The organism is Acinetobacter sp. A47, from assembly GCF_000805455.1.
Classification (GTDB): Bacteria; Pseudomonadota; Gammaproteobacteria; order Pseudomonadales; family Moraxellaceae; genus Acinetobacter.
Genome location: NZ_JSUS01000044.1, coordinates 203,595 through 219,901, shown reverse-complemented (window position 1 = coordinate 219,901; position 16,307 = coordinate 203,595). Strand labels below are relative to the sequence as shown.

General features: G+C 44.6%; 17 protein-coding genes. 9 read left to right on the top strand and 8 right to left on the bottom strand.

What is annotated here, in order from left to right; translation table 11 throughout:
• Positions 1–128 precede the first annotated feature (128 nt).
• Genes OC23_RS11415 through OC23_RS11405 form a run of 3 tightly spaced genes read right to left on the bottom strand, consistent with a single transcriptional unit; the run spans position 129 to position 2,934 of the window.
• Positions 129–1,187, bottom strand: coding sequence for a DUF6670 family protein (locus OC23_RS11415; protein WP_038344931.1), 1,059 nt, complete (start codon positions 1,185–1,187; stop codon positions 129–131).
• A 17-nt stretch (positions 1,188–1,204) separates the two neighbouring features.
• Positions 1,205–2,038: a CDP-diacylglycerol--serine O-phosphatidyltransferase gene (gene pssA / locus OC23_RS11410; protein ID WP_038344929.1), complete on the bottom strand. Its 834-nt coding sequence runs from the start codon at positions 2,036–2,038 to the stop codon at positions 1,205–1,207.
• A 38-nt stretch (positions 2,039–2,076) separates the two neighbouring features.
• Positions 2,077–2,934: a 23S rRNA (adenine(2030)-N(6))-methyltransferase RlmJ gene (locus tag OC23_RS11405; RefSeq protein WP_038344928.1), complete on the bottom strand. Its 858-nt coding sequence runs from the start codon at positions 2,932–2,934 to the stop codon at positions 2,077–2,079.
• A gap of 389 nt (positions 2,935–3,323) precedes the next feature.
• Between OC23_RS11405 and OC23_RS11400 the strand changes: the two genes are divergently transcribed.
• Both OC23_RS11400 and OC23_RS11395 read left to right on the top strand, forming a co-directional pair.
• Positions 3,324–3,941 (top strand): 2OG-Fe(II) oxygenase, encoded by a 618-nt coding sequence (locus OC23_RS11400; protein WP_038344927.1) that lies wholly within the window; start codon positions 3,324–3,326, stop codon positions 3,939–3,941.
• Between the two features lie 55 nt (positions 3,942–3,996).
• Positions 3,997–4,524 carry a hypothetical protein gene (locus tag OC23_RS11395; RefSeq protein ID WP_038344926.1) on the top strand — a complete coding sequence of 176 codons (528 nt, stop codon included), beginning with the start codon at positions 3,997–3,999 and terminating at the stop codon, positions 4,522–4,524.
• Between the two features lie 29 nt (positions 4,525–4,553).
• Here OC23_RS11395 and OC23_RS11390 read toward each other — a convergent pair whose 3' ends face one another.
• The 4 genes from OC23_RS11390 to OC23_RS11375 form a co-directional block, all read right to left on the bottom strand.
• A complete protein-coding gene (locus OC23_RS11390) occupies positions 4,554–4,796 on the bottom strand; it encodes a DUF2789 family protein (protein ID WP_038344924.1) in 243 nt (80 codons plus the stop codon).
• A gap of 157 nt (positions 4,797–4,953) precedes the next feature.
• Entirely contained in the window at positions 4,954–5,940 is a 987-nt protein-coding gene (locus OC23_RS11385) for a malate dehydrogenase (RefSeq protein ID WP_038344923.1), read from the bottom strand.
• A gap of 167 nt (positions 5,941–6,107) precedes the next feature.
• Positions 6,108–6,794, bottom strand: a complete 687-nt coding sequence (locus OC23_RS11380) for a ribonuclease I (RefSeq protein ID WP_413772403.1) — start codon at positions 6,792–6,794, stop codon at positions 6,108–6,110.
• A 26-nt stretch (positions 6,795–6,820) separates the two neighbouring features.
• Entirely contained in the window at positions 6,821–8,728 is a 1,908-nt protein-coding gene (locus tag OC23_RS11375) for a lytic transglycosylase domain-containing protein (protein WP_171194787.1), read from the bottom strand.
• 299 nt (positions 8,729–9,027) lie between these two features.
• Between OC23_RS11375 and miaB the strand changes: the two genes are divergently transcribed.
• The 4 genes from miaB (at position 9,028) to OC23_RS11355 (ending at position 12,686) form a co-directional block, all read left to right on the top strand.
• Positions 9,028–10,479: a tRNA (N6-isopentenyl adenosine(37)-C2)-methylthiotransferase MiaB gene (miaB, locus tag OC23_RS11370; RefSeq protein ID WP_038344921.1), complete on the top strand. Its 1,452-nt coding sequence runs from the start codon at positions 9,028–9,030 to the stop codon at positions 10,477–10,479.
• Positions 10,480–10,518: 39 nt separating this feature from the next.
• Complete coding sequence (locus OC23_RS11365) at positions 10,519–11,592, top strand: PhoH family protein (RefSeq protein WP_038344920.1); 1,074 nt, start codon at positions 10,519–10,521, stop codon at positions 11,590–11,592.
• 297 nt (positions 11,593–11,889) lie between these two features.
• A complete protein-coding gene (gene ybeY, locus OC23_RS11360; protein ID WP_038344919.1) occupies positions 11,890–12,375 on the top strand; it encodes an rRNA maturation RNase YbeY in 486 nt (161 codons plus the stop codon).
• 11 nt (positions 12,376–12,386) lie between these two features.
• Complete coding sequence (locus OC23_RS11355) at positions 12,387–12,686, top strand: antibiotic biosynthesis monooxygenase family protein (RefSeq protein ID WP_038344918.1); 300 nt, start codon at positions 12,387–12,389, stop codon at positions 12,684–12,686.
• A gap of 142 nt (positions 12,687–12,828) precedes the next feature.
• Here OC23_RS11355 and OC23_RS11350 read toward each other — a convergent pair whose 3' ends face one another.
• Entirely contained in the window at positions 12,829–13,716 is an 888-nt protein-coding gene (locus OC23_RS11350; protein ID WP_038344916.1) for an energy transducer TonB, read from the bottom strand.
• A 243-nt stretch (positions 13,717–13,959) separates the two neighbouring features.
• Between OC23_RS11350 and OC23_RS11345 the strand changes: the two genes are divergently transcribed.
• The 3 genes from OC23_RS11345 to OC23_RS11335 all read left to right on the top strand — a co-directional run bounded on the left by OC23_RS11345 (position 13,960) and on the right by OC23_RS11335 (position 16,204).
• Positions 13,960–14,640, top strand: a complete 681-nt coding sequence (locus tag OC23_RS11345; protein WP_038344915.1) for a hypothetical protein — start codon at positions 13,960–13,962, stop codon at positions 14,638–14,640.
• Between the two features lie 195 nt (positions 14,641–14,835).
• Positions 14,836–15,540, top strand: a complete 705-nt coding sequence (locus OC23_RS11340) for a DUF3108 domain-containing protein (RefSeq protein ID WP_038344914.1) — start codon at positions 14,836–14,838, stop codon at positions 15,538–15,540.
• A gap of 88 nt (positions 15,541–15,628) precedes the next feature.
• Complete coding sequence (locus OC23_RS11335; protein WP_038344913.1) at positions 15,629–16,204, top strand: xanthine phosphoribosyltransferase; 576 nt, start codon at positions 15,629–15,631, stop codon at positions 16,202–16,204.
• Positions 16,205–16,307 lie beyond the last annotated feature (103 nt).

Here is a 16,307-nt window from a genome sequence, read left to right as displayed (position 1 = left end):
TTTTAGCCAAATCCTTGTTTCTCAACAAGTTTTTATCTGCATCACCGCCGATGGATGTGCATTCTACAGCATTTCAGATCGGTTGCAACCGCTTTCTGCAAATTTATTTAAATTATTTTATCAAGCGTCTACTTTTTGCACAAATAAGGCTGAAAATGCGCTATCTGGTCGATTATTTGTTCGTTTTTACTCTTTTCTTGCCAGTGTAAAGGGCGACAATCAATATATTCACAATAACCTGAACCCTGATAGTGTTTTTCTTTCCATTGTAATTGATAGTGAAAGCTCCCCACATAGCCAGCAGCCAGCCCAAACTTGTAATCTCCCCGACTCTTGGCATGCAGCTGAAAAATGATCTCTCCATTTTGCTGGTACTGCCAAACCAGTTCACGCGGCAGATACATTTCTCGTCCATTTGGTGTTTTTACTTTTGGATAAACCCGGGTAATGTCCAGAACCACCTCTTGCTCATACAGAATCGTGGTCTCTTCTGTCTGAATTTCTATGCGTGAAAAAACAATGTTATTCCATTGATTGCGCAGTTCAGACAAAATGATTTGTAAATCAGGACTGACCTGAATAATTTGATAAGTAAAAAAATGAAAGGCAATAAAAGGAAAGTAAATGGCTCTGGCATGCTTTAAAACGCCTTTGGCCTCGATTTGATATTTTTGTTTTTTATAAATAATTTCGCCTTCACATCGACAAGCTGCATACCAGTAATCTGCCACCCCCCATTGCAATGCCGAATGATTTTCAATATTGCCGCAAAGGCGGACTTTGAGCTGACAACTAAGCTCTTCATCAGTACGGGTAAAATAATAGTCTGGAAAATCAGCCTGTATATGGTCAACATCAAGAAACTGATACTGATCCATGTCTAACTGACATTGTTCTTTTGCACTATAACTTTTCAGGTGGCCAACGGTTGCCACACTACTGCTCACCAAAACGGTTGCGGTATCGATGGCTGTGGTTGTAATCGCACTGGCGTTATAGCAAATCGGTATACGGGGCTGCCCAATCAGGCTAATAAAATTGAAATAATGAAAGGGTTCAGGCAGATTGGGCAGGATCAAGGCCTGATAAACAATTTTAAAAAGCCCTTTAGGTGGATAGAAAGTTAAAGCATCTGACTTGTTCAGGTTCAGCTGCTTGAATTGATTATTACTCATCAATATTGGCATACTGAACCTCCCAAATTTTAACTTGTTATTTTAGCATCATTTTTTTTGGCAAATAGCGTTGTGACAAACCCGGAGAGTACATAGAGAATACATACAATCAGGATCCCTACAGGAATGTTGTACGTGATTGCAGCAAAAATCAAGACCACAGGTAACATCACGACAAAAGGCACCCGCTTACGATCCATTTGTTTAAATGAATAGTATTTGATATTGGAAATCATCAATAAGCCCACAGCAACCATGACCACAGCATTGATGACCTGAACCACGATATCCTTCAGATCAAAGATAAATGGGAAATCGCGTCCCACCCATACCAGTGAAATAACCGTGACCGCAGCAAGCGGACTTGCAATCCCGATAAAATAACGCTTATCGACCACACCAATCTGTACATTGAAGCGAGCCAGACGGAAAGCGGCACAGGCTGTGTAGATAAAACAGCACGCCAGCCCAATACGTCCCAGATCGTGCAAGCTCCAGCTATACATCAGTATTGCAGGTGCTACACCAAATGCCAGTAAATCAGAGAGTGAATCGTACTGCTCGCCAAAAGCACTTTGTGCACCAATTGCACGTGCTACACGCCCATCAAGCCCATCCAGTAGCGCGGCCAGAAAAATCGCATAGATCGCCTGGTTAAAATTGCCATTCATGCTGGCAATAATGGAATAAAAGCCAGATAACAGCGCAGCCGTTGTAATTAAATTGGGCCACAAATAAATGCCACGGCGTTTCACTTTTTGTCCTTCGTGCGTATGCTCTTCTTCTTCTACTTCAAAAGTGATCCCATCAAAAGAATGATCATCTTTATTTAAATCAGAATCAGGTTTAAGAGAATTTGTCATTATTTTCAATTCCTCAAGAATATTTTGACGTTGATGGGTTATTCACCCACCAACCAACGCACTGCGGCATGACCACCGGTTTCTTGCATACGTAAATGTGGAAACAACCACTGTAATGCCTGATCCGCATCTTCCGAGAATTTCCAAGGTGGATTAATCACCAGCAGACCACAACCATTCAAGCCCACCGGCGTATCATCTGGCCATACGCAAATTTCACAGACCAGTTGACGGCGAATCCCGGTTTTAAACATTTTCTTTTCAAAACGTTCAATCATGGCGCGATCCTTGATCGGATACCACACGGCAAAAACACCTGTTGGCCATTTTTTATAAGCTGCCTGAAGTAACTCAACCAGCTGCGGGAAATCCTTACGCTCCAATTCGTAAGGTGGATCAATCATGACCAGGCCACGCTTTTCTTTCGGCGGAATAACCCCTAACAGGCCTTCATACGCATCACGCTCGTGCAATCCCATGCGTTTATCGCGAATATTGTGGCGTAACTCCTGAAAGACATCACGCTGCATTTCAAATACAGTGGCCTTGTCTATTTCACGCATCGCTTGCAGGGCAAACCACGGAGAACCAGGATAGCTCCCCTTGCCTTCTTCCGAACGTAAGTTTTCAACCAGTTTCAAATATTCCTGAACGCCTTCCGGAGCCTGACGTTTTTCAATTTCACCTAACTGTACCAAACGATGAATACCTGATAAAAATTCACCAGACTTTTGTGCAGGCGCAAGCGATAAATCATATTTACCAGCACCACCGTGGGTGTCGATATATCGATAAGGCTTATCTTTGGCATTTAAACGGGCAAGTAGCTGAAGCAAAAGTACGTGCTTCATGACATCGGCAAAGTTACCCGCATGGAAATGGTGACGGTAATTCATGTTGACAATTATTCCTCAATTCAAAGGATAGTTTAACATGAAAATAGAGGCCGATGACATTTCACAGTGGCCCGCAACTGTAGACATTTTTTAGCAGCTACAAGCATGGGGTTACAAAACTCAACATCCTAAATGTTCAGCGCTGGCCAATGCTGCCTTCCATGAAACTGGGGAAAAAACCATATTTCACAGCTTAACGACTCTTGTACCAGAGGAGGCTAAAACTGGATAAAGTCCTCCGCGGTCTCACTTTTCCAGTTCTGCCCAGATTATTTGAACCGATCATGCAGGCCATAGTTGAAATATTGGCAGCCTCTCAATTATGCTCTCGTGCTGATGTGATCGACTACAATCACGATGGTATCTTTTTCTAAATACACTGGAGTGCTATGCAGCCCACCTCTCTTGCCGGATCATGGAATCTAGACCGGATTCTGGATGATATAAATGAATTTGGCTTTGCCTTGATTGATGATGTCTATTCAAATGAATACGTACAATCTCTTGTTCATGAATGTACATCTCATCTGGCCGAATTCAGGGCAGCGGGAGTACAAAACGGCGTGGTCAGTCATATCCGCAGTGACCATATTTTGTGGATTGATGGTCAGTTGCCGATTGCCCAACAGCACCTCAAGGCTTTGGAAGCATTATCACAAACCTTAAATCAAGCCTTTTATCTGGGGATCAAAGAAGTAGAAGCTCATTTTGCCTGCTATAACGCAGGTGAATTTTATGCTTTGCACCGTGATAATCCGCAACAGAAAAATGACCGTATGATCTCTACGGTGTTTTATGTGCATGAACAGTGGCAAGAGGACTGGGGTGGGCAGCTACGCCTGCAGGACAAACTGGGTCAATGGCATATCATTCAGCCCCTCCCCAATCGTCTGGCAATTTTCCAGAGTGATTTATTGCATGAAGTGCTTCGCTCAAAGCAGCAACGCTTATCAATTACCGCATGGCTACGTAGCGGAAATTCGATCTGGCAAGGCCAGGCCCTTTAAATTCCTGAAAACAGCCTTATATATCTAGGCATAACTGACGATTCTGGACCCCGACATGCCGAACGAAACCAAACAAGTGATTGCCCGGATTGGTGAAACAGACCAGCTCTACCTGGAAAGCAATACACCTGAACTAGCTTTAGAGCGCGCCGACCTCCGCTTACAGCTGGTAACGCTGAGTCATGTCCGTCAGGAACAGTTGCATTTTTTACAAGAAGCCATCGTGTTGCTGGAACAGGCACGAATCGAATATGACGAAATGCCACTGAGCTTATATTTAAATCTTTCTTTGCATTTAGCCAAAGCCTATATGATTTATTTTGAGCTCAGCAAGGAACAGCGCTTTGCCCTGATTACCCAGCAGATTCTTAAACCTTTAGCCCATCATCACCATCTGGATATTTATTTCTTCCTGGCTTATGCCTCTGCTGTCAAACAGGAGCTGGCATTAACGCGGCACTGGCTAAACAAGTATGTATCCTGCCTTGAGTATGACCTGGAACTGTTACAGCTTCACCCTGCTTTTGACCAGGTGCGTAAAGAAGACTGGTTTATAAGCCTGATCCACAATAAAGCTCACTGATGTGAGCTTTATTTTTAAGATGGCCAGAATTAGTTGGTGCTGTCGAGGTGTAGTTGCTGGTTGAGTTCATCAATGACAATAGCCCAGTCATCATCTTTCTCCCAGTGACTTTTTAAAAAGTCTCGCTGGGCAGCACTCCAGAATTCAGCTTCATGTAATTTCTGGTCAGCGCCGAGTTGATGAGCCTTCACAAAACTTTCAATTGCAGCATCATCAGCCCCCAGTCCAAGTTGTTCAAATAAAAGTTCCAGTGTCGGTTGTTGTTCAAACATTGTTATTCTCCAAGCAGTTGTCCTGATCAAAATAATTTAACAGTAAATGCCAATACCCTGATGAGGTATGTCTATATTTTCTTGTTGTTTTTTGTGAGCTATGTATAAAAAAAGCACTCTCAAGGAGAGTGCTTTTTCAATTTATCGAAGGGATAAATTATTTTACCATGTCAGCTACAGCTGCACGTTCTTCTTCAAGCTCGTTGAGCGTGAAGTTAATACGTTCACGGCTGAATTCATCAATTTCCAGACCTTGAACGATTTTGTATTCACCGTTTTCAGTGGTTACAGGGAAACCGAACATTACGCCTTCTGGAATACCATAAGAACCGTCAGATGGAATACCCATTGTTACCCATTTGCCGTTTGTGCCTAATGCCCAGTCACGCATATGGTCAATTGCAGCATTCGCAGCTGAAGCAGCTGAAGACAAGCCACGTGCTTCAATGATTGCCGCACCACGTTTACCAACAGTTGGAAGGAACACATCTTTGTTCCAAGCTGCATCGTTGATTTTGTCTTTCAAGCTTACGCCATTTGCAGTTGCAAAACGGTAGTCAGCATACATTGTTGGAGAGTGGTTACCCCAAACCGTCATGTTTTCGATGTCAGAAACTGCAACACCCGCTTTTTGAGCAAGTTGAGTCAAGGCACGGTTGTGGTCAAGACGTAACATTGCTGTGAAGTTTTTCGCAGGAAGATCTGGTGCAGATTTCATTGCAATATAAGCATTGGTATTGGCAGGGTTACCAACAACCAGTACTTTAACATCACGGCTAGCAACTTCGTTTAATGCCTGGCCCTGACCAATAAAGATTTCGCCATTCACTTTTAACAAGTCAGCACGTTCCATACCTGGACCACGTGGACGAGAACCAACCAATAACGCATAGTCAGCATCTTTAAATGCAACTTTAGGATCATCAGTCCCGATCATGCCAGCCAATAAAGGGAAAGCACAGTCATCAAGTTCCATCATCACGCCTTTAAGCGCTTGTTGAGCTTTCTCAAAAGGAACTTCAAGCAATTGTAAAATGACTGGTTGATCTTTACCTAACATTTCACCGCTTGCGATGCGGAATAATAAGCTATAACCAATTTGACCAGCAGCGCCTGTAACGGCAACACGAACGGGTTGCTTCATGTGATATTCTCCAATGAGATGCGTTAGCACGATTGAACCTTTTTATTATTCAATCGAATTATCATAAACGGCAAAGATTGTACTCTAAAGCGAATGTAGATGCATGTAAAAGAGAATGAATTTCAACGAAAGTCTAATAGAAAATACAAATCAAACTAGGTAAATGCCTAGTAACTGCCTTTAATTGTAAATTCATTTGGGCAGCCTGTCATAATATGGCTAGCACATTGTTTATATTGACCATTTTTCTGGTAGCACACCCGGATCTCGGTCAGAATCGAGTTAAATTTCGATGACTGGCAAGTAAAGCGGATGCCATTTGCCGGCAAGGATGGATTCAGCCTGATAAATTGCTGTCTCAGGCTTTCTTTTTGCACTTCAATGGTATTTGGACTGGTCAGATCAGCCGGTATCTTCAAACGCTCGGCAAAATTGATGATGGTTCTAAAATACTGACTGGCATTCATTGGCATGCAGCCACCGACATCCTGCCAAAGCTGGACACGTGCATTTTCATCCGGCATGACCCGGGCCACCACTTTGGCTTGTAAAGGTGAAAGCCGCGCCGAAGAACGGGTTGAGCAATCCCGGTTTAAAGGAACTTCTGGCAACAGGCTTGCAATCGTCAGTGAATAACCTTCCAGACATTTACGCTGTTTTTGTCTTGATGAATCAAATGAGCAGGCCGCCGGCGTCATTTGTACATGCATGACATAGCCTGCAACTTCCTGCTTGCCTGCTGCATATAATGGTGCACCAAATGACATGGCCGCAAAACACAGCGCCGCCTGTACAAATCGTATCCATTGCCCTTTAAATAAGTTGACGGATTTCATCAAATGCAAAAACTTCATTATTTCAATTAAACATGTTTATGTGTCTAAGGACTATTGCGCACAGGAATTGTACTCATGCGTTTTTCTAACGACTGCGCACCCTGTCCCAGTACCACACCATAATGTGTTGCATTGGTCATGACATGTTTTACATAGTCACGTGTTTCCAGTAATGGAATGGTTTCCGTGTACTGGTCAGCTGCCATCACCTGTAGATCAGGCTGCCAACGGCGGGCACGATTCGGTCCGGCGTTGTAACCTGCTGTTGCCAGAACCGCATTACCACTCAGCTGGCTCTGGATCATGGACAGGTAATAGGTACCATAACGGATATTGGTATTCATCTCACTTAAGGCCGCCGGGTTATAGGTCTCACCCATTTGACGTGCGATCAGTTTTGCCGTATTCGGCATGATCTGCATCAAGCCACCCGCCCCGACATTGGAACGTGCAGAGGTCACAAACCGGCTTTCCTGACGCATTAAACCATACGCCCAAGCGGGATCAATACCGGCATTGTAACTATGACTGGTGACATTACTACGGTGCGGCGTAGCATAGCGATAGGTATCGTTATGGCGCGAGGTAGTACGGTCAGCTGCATAAATGGCGCGGTCATACCAGCCCATGTCATGCGCACGCTTGGCCGCAGCAAGTAACAGGCCATCATCATGCTGCAGGTAGGCCTGGCGGACAGCCCAGTTCCACTCACGATTGGTATAGCTGGCAGGTGCATTGATATTTCTTAAGGCAAAGGCACGTCTAAAATGAATATTCTGGTTAAGACGCTGGAGATCCTGAGCACTAGGCTGTTCATTGTATGGCTGATGGTTATAGCGTTGACCCAGACGATCTTTTGCCAGTAAGTTGTGATAGTCATCACCGGCCTGGGCAAGCTTGCGGTAAATCTGTTGTGCCGCCTGTTTAGAACCGCTGTCTGAACGCTGTTCGGAAGCACGGGCCAACCAGTATTGCCAGCGGTCTTCCTGTTTTTGGGTCACCGACATTGCATCTATGGCACGGATCAGGCTTTCCCAGGCACCGAAACGGATGGCCTGACGCGCATAAATTTCCGCTTCTTCGGGACTAAATGGATAACCATAACTCTGGTCAAAAGCATTTAGCACTTCACGATTAAATCCGTTCTTCATGACCGTGGTACCACCGACATAGCCGATGGTGCGGTACAGATATTTCTGCACCGGCTGAGGCACGTCCTGAACCACACGTTGCACATTGCTTAAAGCATTGGTGAGATCACTGTCTGCGACACGTCCCAGCGCAAAAATCAGGTAGGCATAATCGGCATCATTGGACTTTGGAGCACTCCACAAATAGCCCAATGGATTGGCCTGAATCTGGTTAAACTGAGCCAGGGAAAGGTTCAATCCCAGGGTTTGCGCCGTTGCAACCGCCTGTCCGGACTGCCCGGCACGCAATTGTCCCCACAGTCTTTGCTGACGGTCCTGCGCCGTCATCAACGGACTTGACAACATGAGCCGACCCAGCCCGGTACAGGATTCAGGCTGGGAATTGGTGGTGAGCCAGATGTCCTTATATTCGGCAAAGACCAGACTGTCACCGGTTTTGGCACGCACCTGTGCTACCGCACAACTTTCTTCCTGATCGGGATTGGTGACATAACTGAGCACAGGCTTGGCATCGGCAAAACTGGCCTGTTTTACTTTTTCTTCGACATAATCGGCGGCAAGTTTTTCAGCCATTGCCGATTGCGGGTAACGCTGGGCAAAACTGATAATGGATGTGGCGGGTTGAAAGCCGAGATTGGTATTGAGTTTCCAGTACTCTGGATAGTATCCCAATGCATCGTTCTGCATTTCGTACTGATACTGGTCGAGCAAGGCCGTGTTGCCCGCATTGGCCGCACGTAAGGCATCATTGAATTGTTCATCTAAAGCATAGACGGATGAACATGCAATCATCCCACCCATGGCAATATAACGTCGGAAGCGGTTCTTATTATTCGGTTTATGGCTTCCTGTTGTTGTTAAATCACGGTGCTTTTTCATCTTCATCAATATCTGTGCCCAATTTTGCCTGCTATCATAGTGTAATAAGTCTAGCTTCTCACTATTGTTGTGTTATGTAAATTACTGATTCATATTCATTAAAATTCACACAATTTTATTCACAAACTGTCCATTTTTGTCAGTTTTTTATTCTCTGCGCACAACTGAAAATGCTGCTATAATTCGCGGTTTATTTAAATCCACCTTGTTTAGGAGCCTGCATGACGGTTCAAACATTCACTCCTAGTGCTGTAAAAGCTGCCTCAGAAAACACTGTTAACCAGCCAATGCACACCGCTGATGTTTCAATCAAAAAATTATATATTGAAACTCAAGGGTGTCAGATGAATGAGTATGACAGTCATCGTATGGCAGACCTGTTAGGTGATTCACATGGTTATGTGCTCACCGACAATCCCAACGAAGCAGACATCCTGCTGATGAATACCTGTTCGATTCGAGAGAAGGCGCAGGAAAAAGTATTCAGTGGCCTAGGTCGCTGGCGCAAGCTCAAAGAACAGAATCCGGATCTGGTGATCGGGGTCGGCGGTTGTGTTGCCTCTCAAGAAGGTGACAATATCCAGAAACGTGCACCTTATGTCGATATGGTCTTTGGCCCGCAAACCTTGCACCGTTTGCCACAAATGCTGGATCAGCATCAGGCACAGGTGGAAAAGCCAAAGAAAGAAAAAATCAAGCTGGTTGATATTTCATTCCCGGATATCGAGAAATTCGACTTCTTGCCAGAACCACGCGTTGAAGGCTTCAAGGCATTCGTGTCTATCATGGAAGGCTGTTCAAAGTATTGTTCGTTCTGTGTCGTTCCATATACCCGTGGCGAAGAAGTCTCCCGTCCTCTCGATGACGTGCTGGCTGAAATTGCAGGTCTGGCTGAAAAAGGCGTACGTGAAATCAGCCTGCTGGGGCAAAACGTCAATGGCTATCGGGGCGAAACTTTTGAAGGCGGCATTTGTACCTTCCCTGAATTATTGCGTCTGGTTGCAGAAATCCCAGGAATTGGACGTTTACGCTATACCACCTCTCACCCGCTTGAGTTTTCCGATGAACTGATCCAGTGCTATCGTGACCTGCCACAAATGGTTTCACATTTGCACCTGCCTGTGCAAAGCGGTTCAAACAATGTATTGCAAGCCATGAAACGTAATCACACGATTGATGTCTATATCGACAGGATTGCCAAATTGCGTAAGGTGCGCCCGGATATGCATTTATCCAGCGACTTCATTATTGGTTTCCCGGGCGAAACGGATGAACACTTTGCAGAAACGCTACAGTTCATTAAAGATCTGGATTTTGATCATTCTTATAGCTTTGTCTATTCAAAACGTCCGGGGACGCCAGCATCAGACCTGCCTGATGACACGCCTGAACAGGTGAAAAAAGACCGCCTTGCGCAGGTACAGGAAGTCATCAAGCAGTCAAGCATCAATAAAACCGATGCCATGCTGGGTAAAATCGAGCGTGTGCTGATCGAGAAAGTGTCAGATAAAGACCCGAATATTCTGGTCGGTACGGCAGATAATACCCGTTTGGTGACCTTTATCGGTGATGCCGCATGGGTTGGCCGTTTCGCAGAGATCGAGATTACTGAAATCAAAACTTTAAATTTAGTTTATGGCGAGCTCTTGAATCTTGAACCTGACGTGGCGTAATGTAAGGGTATTCTTACAAGTCAACAAAAAGGGTTTCTCTTGACTGCAGCGATTCGACGTACAGTAACGTTCCCTGAGATTTCACTGGAACGTTTAAAAAGCATGCTCGGTGCGTATAACGGGCATTTAAAACAAATCGAACAACGTTTAGATGTCAAAATTACTCACCGTGGCGATGCTTTTTATCTCGATGGTGATATAGAAGCGGTCGAACGAGCCGAAGCACTATTGCAACGGCTCTATCAAGAATCAGAAATTTCCTCTCAAATCAGCGCGGACATCCTGCACCTGATGATTCAGGGTTCACAAACTGACCGTGAACTGATAGATGATTCAGAACAGGAGCATACTGGCCTTGACAGTGTCTGGTTGCAGACGCGCAAGGGACGCATCAACCCGCGTGGTGCCAATCAAAAACGCTACGTCCAACGTATTCTGCAAAGCGACATCTCCTTTGGTATCGGCCCGGCAGGAACAGGTAAAACCTATCTGGCTGTTGCTGCTGCGGTTGATATGCTGGAACGCAATGAAATCCAGCGCATTCTGCTGGTCCGTCCGGCAGTTGAAGCAGGTGAAAAACTTGGTTTTTTACCGGGCGATCTCACCCAGAAAATCGATCCTTACTTGCGCCCGCTTTACGATGCCCTGTATGAAATGCTGGGTTTTGAAAAAGTTGCCAAACTGATTGAACGTCAGGTGATTGAAGTGGCTCCCCTGGCCTACATGCGTGGACGCACCCTGAACCACTCTTTCGTGATTCTGGATGAAGCACAAAATACCACCCCTGAGCAGATGAAAATGTTCCTGACCCGTTTAGGTTTTGGCTCGCGTGCCGTAATTACTGGTGACGTGACTCAGGTTGACCTGCCCCGTGGTCAGCAATCAGGTCTGGCCCATGCCTTACGTGTACTTGAAAATGTGCATGAAATTCATATCACCCGTTTCCATTCACGTGATGTGGTACGCCATCAACTGGTACAAAAAATTGTTGAAGCGTATGAAGGTTGGGACAGCGAACAGCAACGCCTGTCTGCCGAGGCCCGTGCCGAACGTAAAGCCAGACAGGAAGCACTGATTGCAGAAAATGATGAGAAAGCTGATGCTCAGCATTAAATAAGCTGAACCTGATTCATTTCCCGGAGCCGTCATTGGCAATCTGAGCAAAGCCAAACCAAGTAATGTTTGGTCTCAGCACAAGATCAGCCGCTGGGCTATGAATGCAGGATGCGGCTCTCACGTTACGATGATCTAAACTCAGGTTTTGCCTGCTTTTGTGAACGCATAAGCAGGCCATGCCGCAGGCTTATCCCGTAAATGGATAAGAAATGGCAAGCTGCCACCATGATCTTGACCTATATTTCTTGGACTCTATCTAAGCGTGTAAATGTAATTTATATCTAAGGATCTATTTTGAAAATCAATTTAAGTCTTCAACAAGACTTTCAAGCTGCTGAACTGCCACTAAAACGTGGACAGATCAAAAAAAATATCGAAACGGCCCTGCGTCATGTCGGTTTCGATGTCAATTGTGAAATCGGGATTGCCTGTGTCGATCTGGCAGAAAGCCATGAACTCAATTTGCAATATCGTGAAAAAGACAAACCGACCAATGTGCTGTCTTTTCCGAGTGATATTCCAGAGGAAATGCTCAGCTTGCTCGATGCAGAACCCCTAGGTGACCTGGTGATCTGTATCCCGGTGGTTTTACAGGAAGCTGCCGAACAGCAAAAGTCAGCTGCGGATCATTTTACTCACTTACTGGTTCACGGCGTTTTACATTTACTTGGCTACGATCACGAAACCAGTGAAGCCGAAGCTGAAGAGATGGAAGCTTTGGAGATCGAAATCCTGAAAAAACTGGGAATTGCCAATCCTTATCAGGCCGATGAAAGCTGATTCAGGCTCCCATGTATATTGTTATCTTTAAGGCCAGCATCAAAGCACTTGATGCAACTTATTCAGACATGGCGCAGAAGCTCAGACATAAAGCCTTGAGCCAGTTTAACTGTGTCAGGTTTGAAGCATGCAGTGAAAATGGTTTTGAAATTGCCCTGTCCTACTGGCATAGCCTTGAAGATATTCAACGCTGGCAGCAAGATGCCGAGCATCAGCTGGCCCAGCGCTTGGGTAAAGAGCACTGGTACCGGAACTTTAGTGTGGAAATCTGCCAGCTTGAACGTGCCTATTCCAGCCAGCATGACATGTGAATAACAGCAGACTTATCCACACCCCGATCAAAAAATGGTATGCAAAAAGCCAATTTTTGATGTCTGGAAGAGAGATAAAACCGAAGGCCTATAGGCTCATCTGATTTGATTGAACAGTGAATTTTGGCTTGAAGCGACGTTTTTAGTGCACTTCAAACTCTGCATCGACCGGATCAAAACGCCAGGTCCGGATAATCCTGAGTTCAGAAATATCCTTTTTCATCGCTGCATCAAAGGCACCAAACGGCGCACCACGGCGTACCGATGCCTTGGCCGCTTCATCCAGAATGGCATGACCAGAACTTTCAATGAGACGAATCGCCCGGATTCCGCCCTCAGCATTCAAAATCACCATTAAACGCACTTCTCCGGCTAACCGTTGCTGTTTGGCTTCATCCGGATAATAACGGTTGCCATATAGCTCGACTTTTTGACGGAACTTATCCAGATAGGCTGCGGATGCATCCTGTTTGGCCTGAATGCCATCGACAGTTTTAATACGTTGTTTGCGGCTAAAATTTTGCTGTCGCTGTAAATATTGGGCTTCCAGACTGGCGACCATGGCAGCCTTGGCCTGAAACTGGCTTTGCAGCTCTTCAAGTGTTTTTTTACGTTCGCTCTGCTCTGCCTGCTTTTGCCAGCTTAACACCGTCATTAATACTTTTTCTTCAAATTTGAGCTCACGCTGCTGCTGAATTTTTTCCAGACTTTCCAGCGCAGCTTCGCCCGTAGTGGCATCTGCCTGCATGGGAGCAGGCATATCACTAGACATACGGTGCGCTTGACGGAAATCACCTGAACCCTGTTGATCGGCCTGAGCCAGAAAATCAGCGTCTTTGACTTTATCTGTACTTGGACGTACAGAAACAGCGATTTCTTTGGTTGAGGTATCTGCCGGAGAGGGCATGGTAAAATGCACAGCCAGCACAGCCCCATGCAGTAGTGTCGCCAAAACAACCGCGCCTGCAAAAACCGGGTCTTGCCACCACCAAGGAGATAGCGCTGAACGAAAATTTATTTTATTCCACATGTTAGTCAAGTGACAAAAATGTCCCATCCCCAACGGCAATAACCGTATAAAAACCAAAACAATATTCAAAATTTTACAAAAATGTGATCCACTTATAGTTACAGTGTTTCCATACCAGCATTTTATGAAAATGTAGCAATTAATTTTGCTACACTGCAAGACAGAAATTTATTTTTATTTTTTAGTTAAGACAAAGATTGTGGCATTGCATGACCTATCAATTCACTTTCTGGAACAACTTTTATGCAAACGCTAATATCATCCGTTTTTAAACGTCTACGTAAAGTTTACCAAAAAGCAGAAGAATTCATTGAAGAAGAAAGAGAATTTTCATTATCGCAGGTTTTCGTGAATGCCACGATGGAACGTTATATCACCGAAAATGTCGACATGATGAAAGACCTGCACGCCGATTTGTATGATGGCTGGTTACGCCTGTATACAACTCTGGATGTGAAAGGTTTATATACTACCCTGTCAGTCGATTTAAAACTGATCCAGATGGAAATGAACCAGGATGTTCAACTGATGGTGTTTGAACAGATCAGCAACACCCAGGTCATTGAGGCAAAATTCAAGAATATTTTTCAGAAATGGGGCTTTTATATGGCCATCTGGTATTACCAGAAATTTCGTGAAGAAGATCCATTAGGCAAGATTCTGGAACACTTTGAAATCGTCAAGGTCAAAGATGATTTACTTTATCTGGACCTGAACCGCTGGCTTGGCAAGAAAGCCAGCATTATCGAAACCCTGAGCAAAGTACATGTAAACCGCGCCCGTGTCCGTCCAGCAGAGTTAATCGTCTGGGGAAATGTCAATCTGGCTGCCATATTATCGCCCTCGAACGATGATGACTTTGATGAGGAAGCACTGGAAGATACTCAAGTCACGCCGATTCAGCAGAAAGATCAAACAAGATAAATGGACCGATACTTTGGTGACATGAAACATCTATGTGTCATGTCACTCAAATACACATCTTCATGATATATACGAAACATTAACAAGCGCTTAGTAAAAAGCCTGATCTTTTCTCCATAATCTGCAGGCATAATAATCACAATCTACATGATAAATGAGTGATTTAATTCAAGTTCACTCAAAGGATAGAATGTTATGACAAAGAAATTTCTGAAAGTAGCAGGTATGACCTCTGCGGCCCTTCTAAGTGCAAGCTTGTCTAGTCATGCATTGGCAATGGCACCTTTTCAGGCCAGCTATCAATTTAGCTACAACAATAAAAATCTGGGTTCTGCAACACGTACACTCTCTCAGCAAGGCAATAACTGGACCTACCAGTTCAGTGCCAAAGCTGCCGCACTTGCTTCCGCCTCGGAGACCAGCCAGTTCAGTTTTACAAACAACAAGATTAATTCGCAAAAATTTAGCCGTAGCAGCAAGGTGTTGATTCATAACAATACAATGAGTATTAACTTCAATCCGGGCAGTAAGGTTGTAAATACCAAGAAAGATGACAAGGCACGTTCATTTGCCTGGCAGGCTGGCGCACTGGATGAACTTAATGCCGAATTGCAGATCCGAGAAGATTTGAAAAACAATGCATTGAAGAGCAAGTATCTGATTGCTGATGCCAAAGGTCTGGATGAGCGCCGTTTTGTCAAGCAAGGTACAGAAAGTGTAAAAACACCTTATGGCACATTCAATACCATCAAAGTGGTCATGCAGCATGACAAACCTGAGCGCAATACCGTGTTCTGGTTAGCTCCACAACTTGATTACCTGCCGGTAAAAATGGCCCATAATGATGGAAAATCTTCTTACGGACTGTTATTAACAGGCTATTCGGGCAAAACAAACTAAGCAACTGGTCAATTTTGGCTTGCATTTTTTTTGATGCTTTTTAAAATATGCCTTTGCTTGAACAAGCATCCGTTTAGAGGATTCTCCCGTGTACGCTTTAGAACAGAAAATCTTAAATGAAGGTATCGTTCTATCTGATCAGGTTTTGAAAGTTGACGCTTTCTTAAACCACCAAATCGATCCTGTGTTAATGCAGCTGATTGGTAAAGAATTTGCCGCTCGATTTAAAGATGCAGGTATTACTAAAATTATTACCATCGAGGCTTCAGGTATTGCACCTGCAATTATGGCAGGTTTAGAACTTGGCGTTCCTGTTATTTTTGCCCGTAAATACCAGTCATTAACACTTAAAGACGACCTTTACCGTTCTAAAGTGTTCTCGTTTACCAAACAGACTGAAAGCACCATCGCAATTTCTAACAAGCACATCAGCTCAAGCGATAAAGCGCTAGTGATTGATGACTTCCTTGCCAATGGTCAGGCTGCATTAGGTCTCATCGACCTGATTCATCAGGCAAATGCTGAAGTGGTGGGTGTCGGTATCGTGATTGAAAAATCGTTCCAGCCAGGTCGTGATGTGTTGCTAGAGAAAGGCTATCGCGTTGAGTCACTGGCACGTGTTCAGTCGTTGGCCGATGGCAAAGTAACCTTTGTCACTGAATAAGATTAAAGTGCCTAAAAAAGCGGATGACAGTTCATCCGCTTTTTTTATTTAACAACAAACCCGTTCATCCCGCACCTTAGACATGCTCTATAACGGCAGCGTC

Coding starts and splice junctions, on each gene's coding strand:
- OC23_RS11415 (WP_038344931.1), bottom strand. CDS start 1,187: ATGCCAATATTGATGAGTAATAATCAATTCAAGCAGCTGAACCTGAAC.
- pssA (WP_038344929.1), bottom strand. CDS start 2,038: ATGACAAATTCTCTTAAACCTGATTCTGATTTAAATAAAGATGATCAT.
- OC23_RS11405 (WP_038344928.1), bottom strand. CDS start 2,934: ATGAATTACCGTCACCATTTCCATGCGGGTAACTTTGCCGATGTCATG.
- OC23_RS11400 (WP_038344927.1), top strand. CDS start 3,324: ATGCAGCCCACCTCTCTTGCCGGATCATGGAATCTAGACCGGATTCTG.
- OC23_RS11395 (WP_038344926.1), top strand. CDS start 3,997: ATGCCGAACGAAACCAAACAAGTGATTGCCCGGATTGGTGAAACAGAC.
- OC23_RS11390 (WP_038344924.1), bottom strand. CDS start 4,796: ATGTTTGAACAACAACCGACACTGGAACTTTTATTTGAACAACTTGGA.
- OC23_RS11385 (WP_038344923.1), bottom strand. CDS start 5,940: ATGAAGCAACCCGTTCGTGTTGCCGTTACAGGCGCTGCTGGTCAAATT.
- OC23_RS11380 (WP_413772403.1), bottom strand. CDS start 6,794: ATGAAGTTTTTGCATTTGATGAAATCCGTCAACTTATTTAAAGGGCAA.
- OC23_RS11375 (WP_171194787.1), bottom strand. CDS start 8,728: ATGGGTGGGATGATTGCATGTTCATCCGTCTATGCTTTAGATGAACAA.
- miaB (WP_038344921.1), top strand. CDS start 9,028: ATGACGGTTCAAACATTCACTCCTAGTGCTGTAAAAGCTGCCTCAGAA.
- OC23_RS11355 (WP_038344918.1), top strand. CDS start 12,387: ATGTATATTGTTATCTTTAAGGCCAGCATCAAAGCACTTGATGCAACT.
- OC23_RS11350 (WP_038344916.1), bottom strand. CDS start 13,716: ATGTGGAATAAAATAAATTTTCGTTCAGCGCTATCTCCTTGGTGGTGG.
- OC23_RS11345 (WP_038344915.1), top strand. CDS start 13,960: ATGCAAACGCTAATATCATCCGTTTTTAAACGTCTACGTAAAGTTTAC.
- OC23_RS11340 (WP_038344914.1), top strand. CDS start 14,836: ATGACAAAGAAATTTCTGAAAGTAGCAGGTATGACCTCTGCGGCCCTT.